Origin of the sequence: Corynebacterium pseudodiphtheriticum (assembly GCF_023509295.1) — a bacterium.
GTDB classification, from domain to species: Bacteria; Actinomycetota; Actinomycetes; order Mycobacteriales; family Mycobacteriaceae; genus Corynebacterium; species Corynebacterium pseudodiphtheriticum.
Genome location: NZ_CP091864.1, coordinates 210,438 through 226,998, shown reverse-complemented (window position 1 = coordinate 226,998; position 16,561 = coordinate 210,438). Strand labels below are relative to the sequence as shown.

Below are 16,561 nucleotides of genomic sequence, written 5' to 3'. Positions count from 1 at the left end.
TCATCCCACCTGCGAGTATGGATCAGTTCGTTTTTGTGAGGGGCCGTTCACGTTTTCAGCCAATGCATTGTCATACCAGTCACCAACACTGCCGGTGGAAGCTGTAATGCCGTGCTGGGAAAGTCGCTCGTTGTAGACCACGCTGACATACTGCGACCCGTGATCCGAATGGTGCACCAAACCTGTCGTTTCTTCAGCACACACTATCGCCTGGTTGAGAGCTTGCAGCGGCAAAGCCTCGGTGCGCATCGAATCCGATAGCGCCCACCCAACGATCCGCCTGGAGTACACGTCGGTGACAAACGCGGTGTAGACAAAACCTTTCTTCGTGCGCACGTAAGTAATATCGGCCACCCACAACTTATTCGGTGCTTCGGCGTTGAATTCACGTTGCACCAAATCCGGGTGCGTATCCACCGTCTTTGACCTACGAGTGGTCACCGGTGACCGGCCTTTACCTTTACCAGAAACACCAGCCAAACGCATCAGCCGGGCGGTATGTTCACGGCCGATATCGATTCCTTCACGGCGAAGAGCATGCCACATTTTGCGCACACCGTAGACACCGTAATTAGCTTGATGAACAGCACTAATACGTTCAACCAGACCAGCATCACGAAGGCGACGAGCGCTTTGCCCACGAGCTTTGGACTGGCGATAACCACGCGAGGTAATGAAGCCACCTTCGCGATTGTTCTTCAACGTCGTACAGATGAACTCGGGCAGAGAAACGATCCCGGTATTCATCGATGAACCGGATCATTTCCGACGTTTCGGGTCGAGTTCCGACGCGAAAAAAGCCGAGGCAGCCTTCAACAACTCGTTGGTATCTCGCAGCTCTTGGTTTTCACGGCGTAGCCTTGCGTTTTCGGCGGCCAAATCTTCACCCACAGGTTCTGGGATGGTTCCCGAACGGCGAGCAGGCTTAAGTCCATTGACGAGCCGTGTGCCATGAAACTCCCAGCTTTGGGGCTACTGCCTGGCACGCAGCTTGCATCGACATATTTTCCGCCACGATGCGATCTTCCACGAGACGGACCACACGGTCCTTCGCATCCTGGTCAAATTTTCTGGGCATGTTCCAGATTTCCCCATCTACTCAAACGGAACAAAACCTGGGACACTTCAAGTATTCTGGACATGGGTGTCTACCCACTGCTAAAAGGAGAACCTCATGCCACTGTGGATCATCGCAATTGTCGTTTTTGCTGGGGGCAGCATTGGTTATGCCCTTGGTCTAAAAAAGCGAATGGAAAATAATCCAAAGCTCCAAGGAAAAGGCCTTCGAGTTTTATTTGCAAATAAGTAAAATATTACATTCGCTCCGGTTCGTCACTCATCCGAGTTGACGAACCGGATTTTATCAGATTTAACACGTCAAATAGAGGGCTTCTGTCTCCAGTACGCTTCAAGATAGTGCTTAACGAGTTTTATCTAACTACCTAACGGCAGGGAACCGTCTATTACCTATGGCTTGTTACCTTTTGCGTCCTGAGGGGGAGAGTGATTCCAGCTTTGGAAAGCTGTACACTGCACCGTCCTGTTTGAAACTGCGAACTCAGACGCAGCCTCAGCCACAGTTGGGTATTTCCCTGTCTGAGAGAAAGTATCGTCAAAGTATGCGGCGCTCCTATAATGCCCTGACTGCGCCCTCCTGCTGAACGACGCTGATTAGCTTTGATGAGTGCCTTACGTCGGCCCCGCGCATATTTACCGTCAGGGTTTGTTTTCCAGCGCTCTGCGGCTTTCTTACCGCCTCTGCGCCCCATGGCGGCTAGTGCCTTGCGCTCACTTCTGGTGGCTTTACCTGGCGCGCTAGAACCAGTGCAGGCTTCAATTTTGGGGTGCATGACGTAGCCGCGCGCCTTTCTGAAGCGTCCTGGGTTTAGTTCCGCTTTTTTACGACCCTGTGTTGATGGGCTGGGTAAGATAGTACTCGGTTTCGACTTCTTGTGGGGTGGCGTAGTCCAATGCTTCGTGAAGCCGCTTAGTGTTCCACCAATGCACCCACCGCAAGGTGGCCAATTCGACTTCCCCCGCCGATGTCCACGGGCCTTGAGCATGAATCAGTTCCGCCTTGTAGAGACCGTTGACGGTCTCAGCTAGAGCATTGTCATAAGAATCGCCGGCTGTTCCTACACTCGGCCGAATTCCGGATTCCGCTAGCGCGGTCGAATACTCCCACGACACGTACTGGCTGCCCCGATCGCTGTGGTGAATCAGCTGGTTTCCATGGTTTCGCCCTGCAGTCGTTAACGCATGCTCCAAAGCCTTCATGGGCAGCGCATCGGTACGCATCGTCGAGCGTGTAGCAACACCAACAATTTTTCGGCTGTAGACGTCTACGACACACGCGGTATAGGCGAATCCTGACAGAGTGCGAACGTAGGTAATGTCGGCAACCCAAAGCCTGCCTGGTGCTTGTGCGCAGAAGTCTCGTTGTACCAGGTCCGGGCGATGATCCGGTGTCTTCGGGATGATCGTTGTCACGGGGGTCCGTCCGCGTCTGCGGCCGGAAACACCTGCTAGCTTCATCAGGCGTGCGGTTTTGTCACGGTCGATATAAAAGCCTTTACGACTCAATCGCGTGCCACATTGTGCGGATGCCGTAGCCCGAGAAATTGTTCCGCATGCACACGCTGTATCTCTTCGGATGAGCAGGCTATCGCTTAAGGCTCTTGCGCTGCGGGCGCGTGTGGTGGCTTTGCGGTAGCCGCGTGAAGTAATGAATCCACGATCTGCTTGTTTAAGGACTCTGCAGATGGCCCCGGGCCCCAAACTGATCTTTGTACGCGTCGATGTAGGAGATCATGTGGTCTTAGGGTCGGTCGAGTTCCGATGCGAAAAAGCCGAAGCAGTCTTGACAATCCCGTTTGCGCGTTTCAGTTCGCGATTTTCTCGGCGCAGACGCCCCACGTTCTTCTTCCATTGTTTCGCCGCCTGACGCGTCAGAAATATCACGTACTGAAGCACTGTCACGGTACCAAGTCCGCAATGTGTGGTGAGATACTCCAAGCAGCTCACCGACCTCTGTGTAGGCACGTTGCAGTGAGCAAGACTCCAGGCGGATCATTTCTATGATCTGATGGACCGCCTTCTCCTTGAACTCGACGGAATACTTTCTAGGCATAGTTCAATCCTTCCTTAGCTGAGGTAGGAACTAAACCCAGGACGCTTCAGTATTCTAATTGCACTATTGAGTTCCGCTTTGCTACTCCTGGCAACTTCGTTGCCCAGCTCAGGCTTTACGACCCTTCTTTGGGTTATCGCGTTTTTCGGGTTCGTAGGAGCTACTTATATATTGGGGCGGGAAGCTGTAGCGAGACGAGCAGCAAAATCTTGAAATAATGGTTGGCGTGTGTCGCCAGCCGGGCAACAGTTGGCGATCTCGGGGGAGCTTTCCGACTTGTCGCTTCGGTGACGTAGCAGTGGACGGTGCCGACTGAGCAGCCGAGTTTGTCTGCGCTCTCGGGCATGCTCATGCATTCCAGGCGCAATTTGAGCACTTGGGCGTGCTCAGCTCCATGCTTCTTAAACACGATGAAGTTTTAGAGAACTAGCGCTGCTAGCCTCCCGCCCACACGTAGTCGTCGGCAAGCGCTTCCGGGCAGAAACTCTCGAGAGCTTCGTGCAACGACGTCGCACCAGCGCAGCCAATGGATGCGAAAATCTCTCCGACGACTCGAGCGGCAGGCATGGTGCGCAAAGAAATCGGGCCATCGCGCTTCGCCAACCGCTGCCCGTCGGCGTTAACCACCAAGCCCACGTGCACATACTCGGGCGCGGCCAGGCCTAACAGCTGCGCCAGATACGCCTGCCGCGGCGCAGACGACAACAAATCATTCCCTCGCACCACCTGCGTGACCTGTTGGTGCGCATCATCGACCACAACCGCCAGGTTATAGGCATAATCACGCGCCTGCGCCGCATTGCCACCACGACGCACAATAAAATCATCCACCCGGCCGGTGTATTCGCCGTGCAACCGGTCGGTGATGCTGAACTCGCTACACCCCGCACGCAGCCGCAACGCCGGAACCCGACCCTGACCAGCAAGTTCCTCACGTTTTTTCGCGCGCTGCGCCTCGCTCAAATCCCGGCACGTACCCGGGTACTCTCCCGGAAGCTGGTGCGGCGCGGACGCGGCCTGCTGGATCTCCTTGCGCGAGCAATAACACTCATACACCAACCCTTGGCCTGCCAGCTTGTCGACGGCTGTGGCATAAGCCGCCTGCCGATCCGACTGCCGCAATTCCGCACCGCGATCATCCCAGTCCAGGCCGATCGCCTGCAGATCCGCCAACTGACTGTCGACGAAGTGTTCCCGGCACCGCTGCGAATCTAAATCATCGACGCGCACCACAAAGCCCAGCCCGTCGGCACGCGCAAACAACCACGCCGCCACCGCGGTGCGCAGGTTGCCAAAGTGCAGATCCCCGGTGGGCGACGGCGCGTAGCGGCCCCTATTTGGTGTGTGCATAGTACCGGCCAAGGAATTCATCGCGGTACTCGCGGTAATAGCCGCCGTCGATCGATTGCCGGATGTTATCAACCAGGCGAATCATGAATTCTAGGTTGTGGATCGTGCACAACGTGCCCGCCAGAAACTCCTTGGCCTTGAGCAAATGCCGGATATACGCGCGCGAGTAATTCTGCGACACATAGCCGCCGAATTCCTCATCGACACCAGAAAAGTCACGCTCAAAGCGCTTGTTTTTCAGGTTCATCCGACCATCCAGCGTGTAGACACCACCGCGGCGGCCCAGGCGCGTCGGCGAGACGCAATCGAAGGTATCCGCACCGTTTTCAATTGCCCAAAACACGTCGTCCGGTTCGGAAATGCCCAGCAGGTGGCGAGGTTTATCGTCGGGAAGCTCCTCACAGACCCAGCCGACGATCGTGCCCAGCATGCCCTTATCCAACGCGCCACCAATGCCATAGCCACCGAAACCACGCCGACCGGCAGCCTCGGCCTCCTGTGATAACGACACCAGCCCCCGGGTGGCCTGCCTGCGCAGATCCTCATGTTGTGCCCCCTGGATCACGCCCCACAGCGACTGCTTCGGCCGGTGCGCACGCTCCCGCGTCAACCGGTCGTGTTCTGCCAAGCACCGCTCCGCCCAGCGGTGCGTGCGCGCCACAGATTCTTCCTGGTAAGCGCGGGTATCCACCAGCGTGGTCAGCTCGTCGAACGCAAACATGATATCCGCGCCCAAACCGTGCTGGATCTGCAGCGACTTCTCCGGAGTAAACCGGTGCCGCGAACCGTCCAACACGCTGCGGAAATTCACGCCGTCCTCGTCGACAATCGCCAACGAGTCCTTATTCACCTTCCGCGGGGTGAACTCCGCCATCTCCTGCTCATAATCCATCTTGATGGTCTTTTTATGCCCCACGCCCAGGCTCATCACCTGAAACCCACCGGAATCCGTGTAGGTGGGCCCATGCCAGCTTTCAAACTTGGCGACGCCGCCAGCCTCGTCGACAATGTCATGGCCCGGCTGCAGGTACAGGTGGTACGCGTTGGACAGGATCGCCTGCGCACCGGTGAGCCGAATTTGTTCCGGGCTCAGCGTTTTCACCGTCGCCTTGGTGGCCACCGGGATAAACGCCGGGGTATTAATCGGGCCATGCGGGGTGGTGATCGTGCCCGTGCGGCCTTGCATTCCCGCTAGATCCAGGTGGGTGTTGACGGTGAAACTCAGATCGGTCATAGCCGCTAGTTTATCGTGCTGCGGCTAATGTGCCGTGCTGCGCTTAACTTATCGTGCTGTGTTTAATTTATTGTGCGATGCTTGCTGGGTTGCTCGTTGCGCATCGCATGCTCACTCTGTTGCTCTTCCCGATCCAGCGCCGCTACCTCGTCGTCATCTTCCAGGCTGCTGCCTTCCACATCCAGGTGCGGGGTCACCTTGTCCAGCCAACGCGGCCACCACCAGTTACCGCGCCCCATCAAGAACATCGCGGCGGGCACAAACGTCATGCGGATGAAGAAGGCGTCGAAAAGCACCGCCACACCCAACGCAAAACCAAAAATGCTGATAAACGGCAGCGGCTGGCCGATGAAACCAACGAACACCGCGATCATAATGACAGCTGCCGCCGTGACGACGCGCGCGCCCTGGCTAAACCCAGCGATGGTGGAATAGTCGATCTGGTTGTAATCGCGCGCATCCGGGTCGTGGCGAGCGAATTTCTGCAGACCATCCCCGTGCGTCGCGGCGAACGCCTCCCGCATGCGGGTAACCAAAAAGATCTGATAATCCATGGCCAGCCCGAAAGTCAGGCCAATGAGGAAGATCGGCATAAACGAGATCAACGGCCCCGGAGCGTCGACGAATCCGCCCAGGCCTTCCTGCCAAAACAGCACCGTGACGCCGAAAGCCGCGCCCACCGAAAGCAGGAACCCGGCCCCAGCGACCAGCGGCACCAGCAGGGACCGGAAGACCATGATCAACAAGAGCACAGCCACGCCGACGACTACCGCCAGATACACCGGCATGACCTGAGCCAGGCGCTCGGTGATATCCACCTGCACCGCGGTCAGGCCCGTCAGGCCGACGCTGACACCCGTGGCGCGTTCGACCTCCGCGTTGATGCGGTTCAGGTTTTCCACCAAGTCGACGGTGGCGGGATCAGCCGGGCCGGTTTTCGGGGTGACCAGGATCTGGGCGGCGCGGCCGTCGTCGGCAAGCGCAACCAACTGGGCATGGTCGACAGCGGAGAGCGTGTTGATCTGATTGACGGTGTACAGGTAGCTCGCGCGGGCGGCTTTGTCCTCGCGGGTCAGCGGAGCTTCGGTTTCTCGGGCTGCGCCTTCGGTGGTTTCTTCGTCGGTGGTTTCTTCGTCGGTGACGGTCCCTTCAGCGGCAGCTTCGTCCCCCTGCAACTCGATCAGCGACCGCAACGCGACAGCGTCCTCGTTGACCGTGTGGGCGTCGACAAGCGCCAACAACGGGCCATTCGTGCCCGGACCAAACCCCTCCGCCTTCAAATCCGCCGCCTTGCGCTGCGTGGTTTCCGGGTTACCAGTGGTGTCGTTCGGCAACGCGAGCTCCAAGCGCGTCAACGGAGTAGCAGCCGCACCCAAACCAAGCACAACCAGCAGCAACAACAGCGCCGGGAAACGCTGCACAAACCCCACCCAGCGTCGGCCCATCGTCGGGCCCTGCTTTTTCTTGCCGTTACGACGCGGGCGGCCTGCAATACCGGGGAGTGCGAAACCGAAGGCGCGATCGCCAAGCAAGCCCAAAATTGCTGGTAGCAGGGTCAACGGGACGACGGTAGCCAGCGCGACGGTCGCTGCCGCGGCCAAGCCCATCGCGGTAAGAAACTCGATCTGTGCAACCCACAGCATGGCCAGCGCGATGAAGTTGGTCAGGCCCGCGAAAACCACCGACGAACCCGCGGTGCCACAAGCCAGGGCGATGGCCTTGTCATTCGGTAGGCGCTGCTGCTCGCTGCGGTAGCGCGACATCACAAACAGTGCGTAATCAATGCCGACAGCCAGGCCAACCATGAGCGCCAACACCGGAGTCATGTCATTTAACTCAACAAACCCGGTGGCCGTGATGACCCACAAAGCACCAATGCCCACAGCCACAATCGCGGTGATAATCGGCAGAATCGCCGCGATCAGCGAACCAAAAGTCACCACCAACACCAGGAACGCGATGGACAAACCGATCCACTCGTTGGACAACTCGATCTCGATCGGGTCACCAAAACCTTCGCCAGAAGCTTCCACCGTCAAGCCAGCGTCGCGGCCAATATCCATGGCCTGGTAGACGGCGTCGTACTGTTCCGGCTGCACCTCATAGGCGTTCGGTGCATCGAAGCGGAAGGTAGTCCAGCCGATGGTTTCATCGTCGTTCAGCAGGCGCAGATGTTCCGCGTCCAGGCGGGCAGTTTCCTCCGGCAGACCCTGCTCGACGCCCATACGCTCGACGGTTTCCACCAGCTCCGGGGAGAGCGTGACCGGGTTGCCGAAGCGCAGCTCGTTCTCGATGACCAGGTTTTCTTCCAGGCTGGCGATGACCTCGTCAATCGCGGCAGTGTTGTCCGGATCGCTGAGCTTTTCGCCGTCCGGGGCTTGGAAGACCAGGTTCACCGTGGCTGCGGCGGCCGGGTTTCCGTCTTCCGGGAACAGCTCGACGACGCGCTTGGTGGTGTCGATCGTCGGGGTGTCATCGATTTCGAAATCACCGGTGAACGAACCGGACAGGCTCAATGCCGCGCCGACGGAGGCCGCCAGGATCACGATCCAGGCGATGATCACGCTCCAGCTATGGCGAAACGAGAATAATCCCAGCCGGTACAAAAACTTTGCCACGTTGTTCGCCTTACCTCGTCTTGCCTCATCTTGTGCGCTGCTGCTAGCGCGTTGCGGTTTCGAACATGGCGTTGTACGCAGGTGTTGGTGTGCACATGCCACCGTCATGATCAAGCCAATGCTGCTAGCGAGCACTGTTGTCGATATTAAAAAAGCAGACCCTTGGTTTAAGGATCTGCTCGAAAAATGGCGGTGGCGGCGGGATTCGAACCCGCGGTTGGGGGTTACCCAACAAACGCTTTCGAGGCGTTCACCTTCGGCCGCTCGGACACGCCACCGTCGATAAGAATAGAACAGACCGCGGTCTGTGTCCAAATCTGGGCCGGGTGGGGCGTGTAGGCGGGTTGACGGCCGAGTTGCCGCGGCGGGTTGACGGCTGGCAAATAGGAATCTTGGTGCATTTTTACAAATAGTCGGTCAAAACAGGCCCCAAACCGACCACTATTTGCAAAAATGCACCAAAACAGACCCCAAATCCAGCTTCAGCACCGAACCCGGACTCCAGCGCAGCCGTCGACACGCATCTACGCCCGCACCGCCAAGTGCGGCACAGACGCAAACCCTCCCGCCCCACCGCACACGCAAAAACCGCCCGCCGCACACGGTGCACAATGCACCGCACGCGAACGGGCGGAAACCCCGGCCAGCACAGCTAACCGGGTGTTTTAAGCAGACGATTTACTTGTCGTCAGTCAGCTTGCCGAGGGTCTCGGAAGCCTTGTCCTTCAGGTCGCCAGCCTTGTCTTCGACCTGGTCCTTGGCGTCGTTAACGGTGCCTTTAGCCTCAGCAGCTGCAGCCTCGCCTTTGCCTTCGTTCTTCATCTGATCGTTGTCGAGAACCTCGCCAACGATCTCTTTGCCCTTAGCCTTAGCCTTGTCCAGGAAGCTTTCTGCATCAGCCATTATATTTTCCCTCCTAGGAAACGTTTGTGAAGCTAACACGAACCACTGTACCGGAGATCACCGCCGCAAGTCTGAAAAGAAGCTGTGAATTAGCCGCTGACTTTCGTGCTCTGCCACCCCGCCACGCACCTCTGGCACGTACAAAGCCCCTGGCGCGCGCACCGCATCCACGTATGACCCGCATGCCCCGGTTTTCGGTTCCCACGCGCCAAACACGATGCTGCCCACCCGCGCGACCACCGCAGCTCCCGCGCACATCACGCAGGGTTCCAGGGTGACCACGAGCTCGCAGTCCTCTAAACGCCAGCGCCCGAGTTTTTCCGCCGCCGCACGCAGCGCCAGTACTTCGGCGTGCGCGGTGGGGTCATTGTCCGCTTGCCGACGGTTGGTGGCCGCCGCGATCGGTGTGCCGCTTGGGCCAAACACGACTGCCCCGACGGGGATGTCCCCGGCCGGGGTGTCGCGCGCGACTGCAAGAGCGTGCTCCATGCGGGAACGGGCGCGCGTGAGCGCGGACTGTTCCGGGAGCACTCGGGGTGGCGGTGCGCCGCCAGGCTCTGAGCGCACCGCTGCGTCGTCAAGCACCCGGCGCGGCGATGCGTCGCCAGGTACCCGGCGCATTGGGCGCTGCGCTGCGTCCGCCGCTGCGTCGTCAAGCACGAAATTGGCCCTCTAATCCAGCCCGGTGACGTCCAGGAATTCTTCGTCGAAGCCGAGCTCTTCAGCGATGCGCACCAGCTGATCGCTGGGGGACTCGTCCAGGTTGTCGGTCATGACTTCCAGCATCTGCTCGGAAATGCCGAGGTCAGCGAGGATCGCGAAGTCGCCGTCGGCCCAGCCTTCGATCTCGTCGAGTTCGTCAACGTCGATATCCGGCACGTCGATGTCCATGCGGTCCAGCACAGAGGCAGCGAAGTCGTCGTCGACGGCCATCGTGGCGTCGGAAAGCAACAGGCGCACCCCGCCGGGCGTGGGGCGGACCAGCACGAAGTAGTCGTCGTCAACGCAGAGCATCGCGAAAGCAGCCGATTCCGAACGCAGATTGCGCACCTGCGTGATGGACGTGTCGATGTCGTCGAAATCATCCGCGTAGCTGCGCACAGTCCAGGCGCCATCGACGGTGGTGACGACGACGGAAAAGCTCGGTCCAAAATCTTGCTGGTTCATACCTCGTGAGACTAGTCGCATTCTGGCAAAATTGATACCGTGTTATCCTCCAGAATTTCGCGTCCAGTGTGTTTAGTCGGTCTCGGGCTGATCGGAGGTTCTTTGCTGCGCGATTTAGTCGCAGCTGGCGATACTGCTTTCGGTTATAACCGCTCGACGTCCGGCGCACGCAAAGCGGTCTCGGAAGGCTATGACGTCTCTGACGATTTGCCGCAGGTGCTGCGCCGGGCGGAGGAAGAAAACGCACTGATCGTCGTCGCGGTGCCCATGTTTGCAGTGGGTGCGGTGTTGGATCAGATCGCGGAATACGCTCCCAGCTGCGGCATCAGCGATGTCGTGAGTGTGAAGTGGGAGGTGTATGCGGAGATCCGCAAGCGCGGCATGGAGGCGCGCTACGTCGGCGGGCACCCGATGGCGGGAACCTCGGAGTCGGGGTGGAATGCCTCCCGCAAGGGTTTGTTTGAGCGCGCCACCTGGGCAATTACCTATGACTACGCTGATCAGCAACAAAAAAATGGCCAGCCCATTGATGCGGGCTGGATTGAGCTGTTTACCGACGTCGTGCGCATGGCCTCCGCCACCGGCGCCGAAGCCATCCCGGCACGAGTGGTCAATCATGATCACGCCGTCGCCCGGGTCTCGCATTTGCCGCATTTGATGGCGTTGGCGTTGTCGGTGACCGGCGATAATGGCGGGATTTTGGCGCAGTCGTTGGCGGCTGGTTCCTTTAAAGACGCCACGCGCGTGGCGGGAACGAACCCGGAGTTGATTCAGGCAATGTGCGAAACCAACTCCGTGGCGCTGTGCGAGGCGTTGGAAGAAGCCATCGAGTTATTGGCCGAGGCGCACGACACGCTGTCGCAGGATCCGCCGTCGATCCGTGAGCTGGCTGTGGCGGGCAACCGGGCGCGGCGTCGTTTGGAGGCACGCACTGGCGCGCGCCGTGAGTCGGTGTCGCCGGTGAAGATTTCTTCCCGCCCGGTGTTGCGGTTCCATCCGGGTTCACCGGGCTGGGTGAACCAGCTCCGGCAAACGGAATCTACCGGCGGCCGGATGGAGATTTTTTAGGCCGCGCTGGCCCAAGCCCCTTTAAGCCGAAACGCTGTTGTTGCCGCCGTCGACGCCACCGTCGTTCAGCATTGGCACATTCCATGCGCTCTTCGGCGTCGCGAAGGCCTCAGAAAGCACCTGTGACCATGGGCCCAGGGAATCGACCAGGTCGTTGATGGCGGCGCGGGCGGCTTTCACGCGGCCGGATGGCAGCATGTTGTGCTCCTGGTACCAACCGGCGTGCTTGATCAGCAGGTCGAAGAAGAACAAGCTGCGTACCTGCTCAAATACCTGACGTGCAGCAGAGCCTTCTGGCAGTTCCAGTTCGGCTTCCACCATGGTGCGCATCAGCAGCGAATCGACGTGCGCCCAGGACACAGCAATCAGGTGGTCCTGGGTCTTGTCGACGATCTCAGCGGCCTCAGCACGGTCTGCCTTGCGGGCCGGGGCGATGCGACGCACCAGCGAGCGCAGCACGGCCTGCTCGCGGTCTTCGATGAGCTTAACCTGGTAACCGGCGTCGAACAGCGAGTCCTCGTCGCGGTTGGAGACCAGATCGATGACGGACTGCACGCCGGAGCGGATGCCGGTGCGGCGGCGGACGGTATCGGCAGCAGTTTCCACGCCGTATTTGACCATGTCCCATGGGGAAAGGTCCTGCATATCGCGGCCGAAAGCGGTCAGCAGGTGTTTGCCCACCATTTGGATCAACACCGTGTTGTCGCCTTCGAAGGTGGAGTAAATGTCGGCGTCGGCACGCAGGGTGGTCAGCAGGTTTTCGGACATATATCCGGCACCACCGCAGGCTTCGCGCATTTCTTGCAGCGTCTTGTTCGCGTGCTCGGTGGATGCGGCCTTGACGGCGGCAGCCAGCGATTCCATCTCGCGGGAGGCAAACAGCTGTTCCTCGGTGGGGTCAGTCACCGACCACTGACCGCTCGCCTGCTTATTCAGCATGTCGTCGTAACGTTCCAGAATGCGGTTTTGCAGCAGCGTCAGCGCGTAGGTGCGCGCCAGCGGGATGAGCAAACGGCGACGGTGTTGACGGTAATCAATCAGTCGCTTTTCGACGCCCTTTTCGCCACCTTCGAACTGGCGACGGCGGTTGGCGTAGCGGATGGCGATGTCGCTGGCGGTGCGGGTGGCTGCCAGGCCTGCGCCACCGACGGTGATGCGGCCGCGGATCAGCGTGCCCAGCATGGTGAAGAAACGGCGATTCCGCGATTCAATAGCAGATACGTAAGTGCCGTCTTCTTCCACGTCGCCGAAGCGGTTCAGTAGGTTTTCGCGTGGCACGCGCACGTTGTTGAACAGCAGGGTGCCGTTGTCCACACCCAGCAGGCCGCCCTTGCGGCCGTGGTCACCGATTTCGACGCCGTCGAGCGGGTTGCCGTCCTCGTCACGGATGGGCACGATCAGGCAGTGCACGCCGTGGGATTCTTCTTCGCCTGGGGTGTAGAGCTGCGCGAATACAGCAGCCATGCGGCCGTCACGGCCCGCGTTGCCGATGTAGACCTTGCGGGCCGAGTCAGTTGGGCTGTTGATGATGAATTCGTGGGTGTCTGGGTCATAGGTTGCGGTGGTTTCCAGCTCTTGCACATTGGAACCGTGGCCGCGTTCGGTCATGGCGTAGCAGCCGAGTAGCTCCGCGTTTTGGATCTTTTCGATGTAGTGGCGGTGGCGCTCGCTACCCAGGTTGTCGACAGCACCGCCCCACAGGCCCCACTGCACACCCGATTTGATGGTCAGCGATGGGTTAACTGAACCAATGGTCTCAATTCCAGACACCGCAGCCAACGCGTTGCCGGAACCACCGTTTTCCTTAGAAAAAGAGTGGCGGGATTCGCCGGATTCCACCAGGAACTTGATGTGGTCATACATGCGGTCACGCACCGCATCGATGCCACCGTTGAGGTCGAGCTTGAGGTCTTTTTCTTCCAAAGTCTCGCGCACGGCTTTACGGTAGGGGGCAGCCTTACCGTCGAGAAGCTTCTGCAATTCTCCGGCGGCGGCATGGTCTGGTTCCGTCGGCAGGGTGCGTGGCGAGGATGGCTCCGGGGTACCCTTGGCCGAGTTGGTCTCCAGGTCAGTGCCTTTACCGGCGTTTTTGCCGACGTTGGCAGAGCCGTTGTCTTTAACACCGTTGCCTTTAACTCCATTGCCCGAATCTTTGCCCGAGTCTTTGCCCAGGTTCTTGGCAAATTCTGCGATGCGGTTCATGGGGGTTCTCCTTCCAGGAGGGTCTTACTCAAGTTGTTCTCACGCTGGTTCAGCGCTCAGCACTCAGCGCTAAGCATTCAGCGTTTAACGCTCAACGATCGCGGTAATGCCCTGTCCACCAGCGGCGCAGACAGATACGAGCGCGCGGCCGCCACCGTTTTCTTCCAGGGTCTTGGCGACGGTTGCCAGGATGCGTGCACCGGTAGCTGCGAATGGGTGTCCGGCTGCCAGTGAGGATCCTTTGACGTTGAGCTTGTCGCGGTCGATAGCACCCAGTGGCTGGTCCAAACCGAGTTTTTCGCGGCAGTAGTCTTCGTCTTCCCACGCGGAAAGGGTTGCCAGCACCTGGGAGGCGAAAGCTTCGTGGATTTCGTAGAAGTCGAAGTCCTGCAGGCTCAGGCCGTTGCGCTCCAGTAGGCGGGGCACGGCGTAGGTCGGTGCCATCAGCAGGCCGTCGTCGCCATGCACGAAGTCCACAGCGGCTACTTCGGAGTCCACCAGGTATGCGCGGACGGGGATGTTGTGCTGCTGTGCCCATTCTTCACTGGACAGCAGGGCGACGGAGGCGCCGTCGGTCAGCGTGGTGGAGTTACCAGCCGTCATCGTGGCTTGGGCACCGTGCCGTTCGGCGTCTTTTTTGCCGAATACTGGCTTGAGCTTGGCCAGCTTGTCGACTGTGGAGTCTGGGCGCAGGTTGGTATCGCGCGTGACACCCAAAAATGGGGTGATGAGGTCGTCGAAGAAGCCTTCGTCGTAGGCCTTCGCCAGTTTCTGGTGTGATTCCACAGCCAGTTGATCTTGTGCCTGGCGGGAAATGCCGAATTTCCGGGCGGTGATTGCGGCATGCTCACCCATCGATAGACCGGTGCGTGGCTCGGAGTTGCGTGGGGTTTCTGGTGCCAGGTCTTTCGGGCGGATGGAGCCGATCAGTTTCAGGCGCTGGGTGGTGGTTTTGGCGCGGGACAGTTCCAGCAGGGTGCGGCGCAGGCGGTCACCGACGGCCAGTGGTGCGTCGGAGGTGGTATCGACGCCACCAGCAATGCCGGATTCGATGCGTCCGGCTGCGATGGCGTCGGCCACGTGTACGGCTGCTGCGATGCCGGTGCCGCAGGCCATCTGGATGTCCGTGCCTGGGGTCTGCGAATCAAGCGGGGAGCCTAATACGCATTCGCGTGTCAGGCTGAAGTCCCGGGAGTGTTTCAGGACGGCGCCTGCGGTGACTTGACCGACCCGCTCATCCTGCAGTCCATAGCGTGCTACCAGGCCGTTGAGGGCTGCGGTGAGCATGTCTTGGTTGGATGCGGAGGAGTATTCCTTGTTCGAGCGGGCGAACGGGATGCGGTTGCCGCCCAAGATCGCGACTTTTCGGCGCTGGGTCATAATTTTCTCCCTTGTTTTGTCTCAGAAAACAGTCTGCTTGCTGCAGTTTTTCCGTGACCCTAGGATAGGGTGCCGGGATTCACTTTACACAATTTCGTGTAACCTTAATCACGCATAACCATTCGTACAATTCGTCTCTACCCCCTACAGGAGGCCCATAATGGCGAAAAAATCCATGTTGGAACGCGTCATTAACTCAGACTTTGGCGCAAAACTCGGCATCCCCCAGGGCACCAAGCTCCGCCGCTACACCCCTGGCGAGCCCTTCCTGGATGGTCCCGTAGTGGTAGGTGGCGGCGATCTTGCCGACGACATCCGTTCCTTGTTGCAGGTGGACTACCAGCTTCTCGACGCCGAGGCGGATTCCAAGCGCGCCGCCATCGTCTTCGACGCCACCGGCATCACCCGCCCGGAACAGCTGCACGAACTCTACGATTTCTTCCACCCGCAGATGCGTAAGCTCGGCGCTTCGGGCCGCGTCGTCGTTATCGGTAATAACCCGGATGACCTGGAAGGTGACGCCCGCATCGTCGCGCGTTCGCTGGAAGGTTTCTCCCGTTCCATTTCTAAGGAACTGCGCAAGGGCGCTACCGGCCAGCTGGTCTACGTTGAGCCCGGCGCGCCTATCACTGCACTGGAATCCACGCTGCGTTTCTTGCTGTCTGGCAAGTCCGCGTTCGTCTCCGGCCAGGTCATTCGCGTTTCTGCCACCGAGAACGAGAACGTGGACTGGGAACGCCCGCTGGCTGGCCAGCTGGCAGTAGTTACCGGCGCCGCCCGCGGTATCGGTGCCACCATTGCCGAGGTGCTGGGCCGCGATGGGGCCGACGTCATCTGCATCGACATCCCACCTGCAGGCGAGGCATTGGCCGAGGTTGCCAACAAGGTGAAAGGCACTGCCCTGCCACTGGATGTCACCGCAGATAACGCCGCCGAAGTCATCACCGAGCACGCGCAGCAGCGCTACGGCAAAGCCGTGGACATCATCGTGCACAACGCTGGTGTCACCCGCGATAAGCTGCTGGCAAACATGAACGAAGGCCAGTGGCAGATGGTGCAAAACATCAACCTGGTGGCCCCGGTACGCATCACCGAGCAGATGCTGAACAATGGCGGCCTGGCAGCCGATGCCAATATCGTCGGCATCTCGTCGATGGCGGGTATTTCCGGTAACCGTGGCCAGACCAACTACGCCACCACCAAGGCCGGCATGATCGGGCTTGTCGACGCCTTGGCCGAGAAAATGGCTGCCGCTGGCGGCACCGTCAACGCCGTGGCCCCGGGCTTCATCGAAACCGCGATGACTGCCGCCATGCCTACCGGCCCGCGGGAGATCGGCCGTCGTATCAGTTCCTTGAGCCAGGGTGGCCAGCCGGTGGACGTGGCAGAAACAGTCGCGTTTTTCGCTAGCTCTGGTTCCCGCGCGGTCAATGGCAATACCGTGCGCGTGTGCGGCCAGAACATGATGGGCGCCTAGGAAGGCATAGAGGAATAGGAAGGGTCTTGTTT

Annotated in this window: 15 protein-coding genes, 1 tRNA gene and 1 pseudogene; 3 read left to right on the top strand and 14 right to left on the bottom strand. The window is 59.5% G+C overall.

The window, feature by feature from the left end; genetic code table 11:
* From L9H78_RS10585 to L9H78_RS10575, 3 genes and pseudogenes are all read right to left on the bottom strand, one after another.
* Positions 1-747, bottom strand: coding sequence for an IS3 family transposase (locus tag L9H78_RS10585; RefSeq protein ID WP_347276370.1), 747 nt, complete (start codon positions 745-747; stop codon positions 1-3).
* A 12-nt stretch (positions 748-759) separates the two neighbouring features.
* A complete protein-coding gene (locus tag L9H78_RS10580; protein ID WP_347276369.1) occupies positions 760-891 on the bottom strand; it encodes a hypothetical protein in 132 nt (43 codons plus the stop codon).
* A gap of 34 nt (positions 892-925) precedes the next feature.
* Positions 926-1,124 (bottom strand): annotated as a pseudogene (locus tag L9H78_RS10575) (hypothetical protein).
* 50 nt (positions 1,125-1,174) lie between these two features.
* Here L9H78_RS10575 and L9H78_RS10525 point away from each other — a divergent pair.
* Complete coding sequence (locus L9H78_RS10525; protein WP_256364857.1) at positions 1,175-1,309, top strand: hypothetical protein; 135 nt, start codon at positions 1,175-1,177, stop codon at positions 1,307-1,309.
* A 590-nt stretch (positions 1,310-1,899) separates the two neighbouring features.
* On the opposite strand, the gene L9H78_RS00975 is transcribed toward L9H78_RS10525, so the two are convergent.
* From L9H78_RS00975 to L9H78_RS00935, 9 genes are all read right to left on the bottom strand, one after another.
* Entirely contained in the window at positions 1,900-2,778 is an 879-nt protein-coding gene (locus L9H78_RS00975; protein ID WP_249620199.1) for an IS3 family transposase, read from the bottom strand.
* A 40-nt stretch (positions 2,779-2,818) separates the two neighbouring features.
* The gene (locus tag L9H78_RS00970) at positions 2,819-3,130 is read right to left on the bottom strand and encodes a transposase (RefSeq protein WP_249620198.1); all 312 of its coding nucleotides are present in this window, start codon (positions 3,128-3,130) and stop codon (positions 2,819-2,821) included.
* Between the two features lie 435 nt (positions 3,131-3,565).
* Positions 3,566-4,480, bottom strand: coding sequence for a tRNA glutamyl-Q(34) synthetase GluQRS (gene gluQRS, locus L9H78_RS00965; protein WP_249620197.1), 915 nt, complete (start codon positions 4,478-4,480; stop codon positions 3,566-3,568).
* Positions 4,464-5,714 carry a tRNA guanosine(34) transglycosylase Tgt gene (gene tgt, locus L9H78_RS00960; protein ID WP_023018501.1) on the bottom strand — a complete coding sequence of 417 codons (1,251 nt, stop codon included), beginning with the start codon at positions 5,712-5,714 and terminating at the stop codon, positions 4,464-4,466. Before tgt ends, gluQRS begins: the two co-directional genes overlap by 17 nt.
* A 62-nt stretch (positions 5,715-5,776) precedes the next feature.
* Complete coding sequence (locus L9H78_RS00955; protein ID WP_249620700.1) at positions 5,777-8,332, bottom strand: MMPL family transporter; 2,556 nt, start codon at positions 8,330-8,332, stop codon at positions 5,777-5,779.
* 187 nt (positions 8,333-8,519) lie between these two features.
* A tRNA-Ser gene (locus tag L9H78_RS00950) sits at positions 8,520-8,610 on the bottom strand.
* A gap of 400 nt (positions 8,611-9,010) precedes the next feature.
* Positions 9,011-9,235 (bottom strand): CsbD family protein, encoded by a 225-nt coding sequence (locus L9H78_RS00945; RefSeq protein WP_144737275.1) that lies wholly within the window; start codon positions 9,233-9,235, stop codon positions 9,011-9,013.
* A gap of 57 nt (positions 9,236-9,292) precedes the next feature.
* Positions 9,293-9,895, bottom strand: coding sequence for a nucleoside deaminase (locus L9H78_RS00940; protein ID WP_347276367.1), 603 nt, complete (start codon positions 9,893-9,895; stop codon positions 9,293-9,295).
* Between the two features lie 12 nt (positions 9,896-9,907).
* Entirely contained in the window at positions 9,908-10,402 is a 495-nt protein-coding gene (locus L9H78_RS00935; protein WP_249618146.1) for a tRNA adenosine deaminase-associated protein, read from the bottom strand.
* A gap of 39 nt (positions 10,403-10,441) precedes the next feature.
* Between L9H78_RS00935 and L9H78_RS00930 the strand changes: the two genes are divergently transcribed.
* On the top strand, positions 10,442-11,470 hold the full coding sequence (locus L9H78_RS00930) for a prephenate dehydrogenase (RefSeq protein ID WP_126856761.1): 1,029 nt from the start codon (positions 10,442-10,444) through the stop codon (positions 11,468-11,470).
* 21 nt (positions 11,471-11,491) lie between these two features.
* Here L9H78_RS00930 and L9H78_RS00925 read toward each other — a convergent pair whose 3' ends face one another.
* Both L9H78_RS00925 and L9H78_RS00920 read right to left on the bottom strand, forming a co-directional pair.
* Positions 11,492-13,672 (bottom strand): acyl-CoA dehydrogenase family protein, encoded by a 2,181-nt coding sequence (locus L9H78_RS00925; protein ID WP_249620196.1) that lies wholly within the window; start codon positions 13,670-13,672, stop codon positions 11,492-11,494.
* Between the two features lie 84 nt (positions 13,673-13,756).
* Entirely contained in the window at positions 13,757-15,052 is a 1,296-nt protein-coding gene (locus L9H78_RS00920) for an acetyl-CoA C-acetyltransferase (RefSeq protein ID WP_249620195.1), read from the bottom strand.
* A 160-nt stretch (positions 15,053-15,212) separates the two neighbouring features.
* Here L9H78_RS00920 and L9H78_RS00915 point away from each other — a divergent pair, with 160 nt between their 5' ends.
* Entirely contained in the window at positions 15,213-16,529 is a 1,317-nt protein-coding gene (locus L9H78_RS00915) for a 3-oxoacyl-ACP reductase (RefSeq protein WP_249620194.1), read from the top strand.
* Positions 16,530-16,561: the final 32 nt, after the last annotated feature.

Excerpts from the sequence above, each read along its gene's own strand:
- L9H78_RS00920 (WP_249620195.1), bottom strand. The coding sequence starts at position 15,052 with ATGACCCAGCGCCGAAAAGTCGCGATCTTGGGCGGCAACCGCATCCCG.
- L9H78_RS00915 (WP_249620194.1), top strand. The coding sequence starts at position 15,213 with ATGGCGAAAAAATCCATGTTGGAACGCGTCATTAACTCAGACTTTGGC.
- tgt (WP_023018501.1), bottom strand. The coding sequence starts at position 5,714 with ATGACCGATCTGAGTTTCACCGTCAACACCCACCTGGATCTAGCGGGA.
- L9H78_RS00925 (WP_249620196.1), bottom strand. The coding sequence starts at position 13,672 with ATGAACCGCATCGCAGAATTTGCCAAGAACCTGGGCAAAGACTCGGGC.
- L9H78_RS00970 (WP_249620198.1), bottom strand. The coding sequence starts at position 3,130 with ATGCCTAGAAAGTATTCCGTCGAGTTCAAGGAGAAGGCGGTCCATCAG.
- L9H78_RS10525 (WP_256364857.1), top strand. The coding sequence starts at position 1,175 with ATGCCACTGTGGATCATCGCAATTGTCGTTTTTGCTGGGGGCAGCATT.
- gluQRS (WP_249620197.1), bottom strand. The coding sequence starts at position 4,480 with ATGCACACACCAAATAGGGGCCGCTACGCGCCGTCGCCCACCGGGGAT.
- L9H78_RS10585 (WP_347276370.1), bottom strand. The coding sequence starts at position 747 with ATGAATACCGGGATCGTTTCTCTGCCCGAGTTCATCTGTACGACGTTG.
- L9H78_RS00945 (WP_144737275.1), bottom strand. The coding sequence starts at position 9,235 with ATGGCTGATGCAGAAAGCTTCCTGGACAAGGCTAAGGCTAAGGGCAAA.
- L9H78_RS00935 (WP_249618146.1), bottom strand. The coding sequence starts at position 10,402 with ATGAACCAGCAAGATTTTGGACCGAGCTTTTCCGTCGTCGTCACCACC.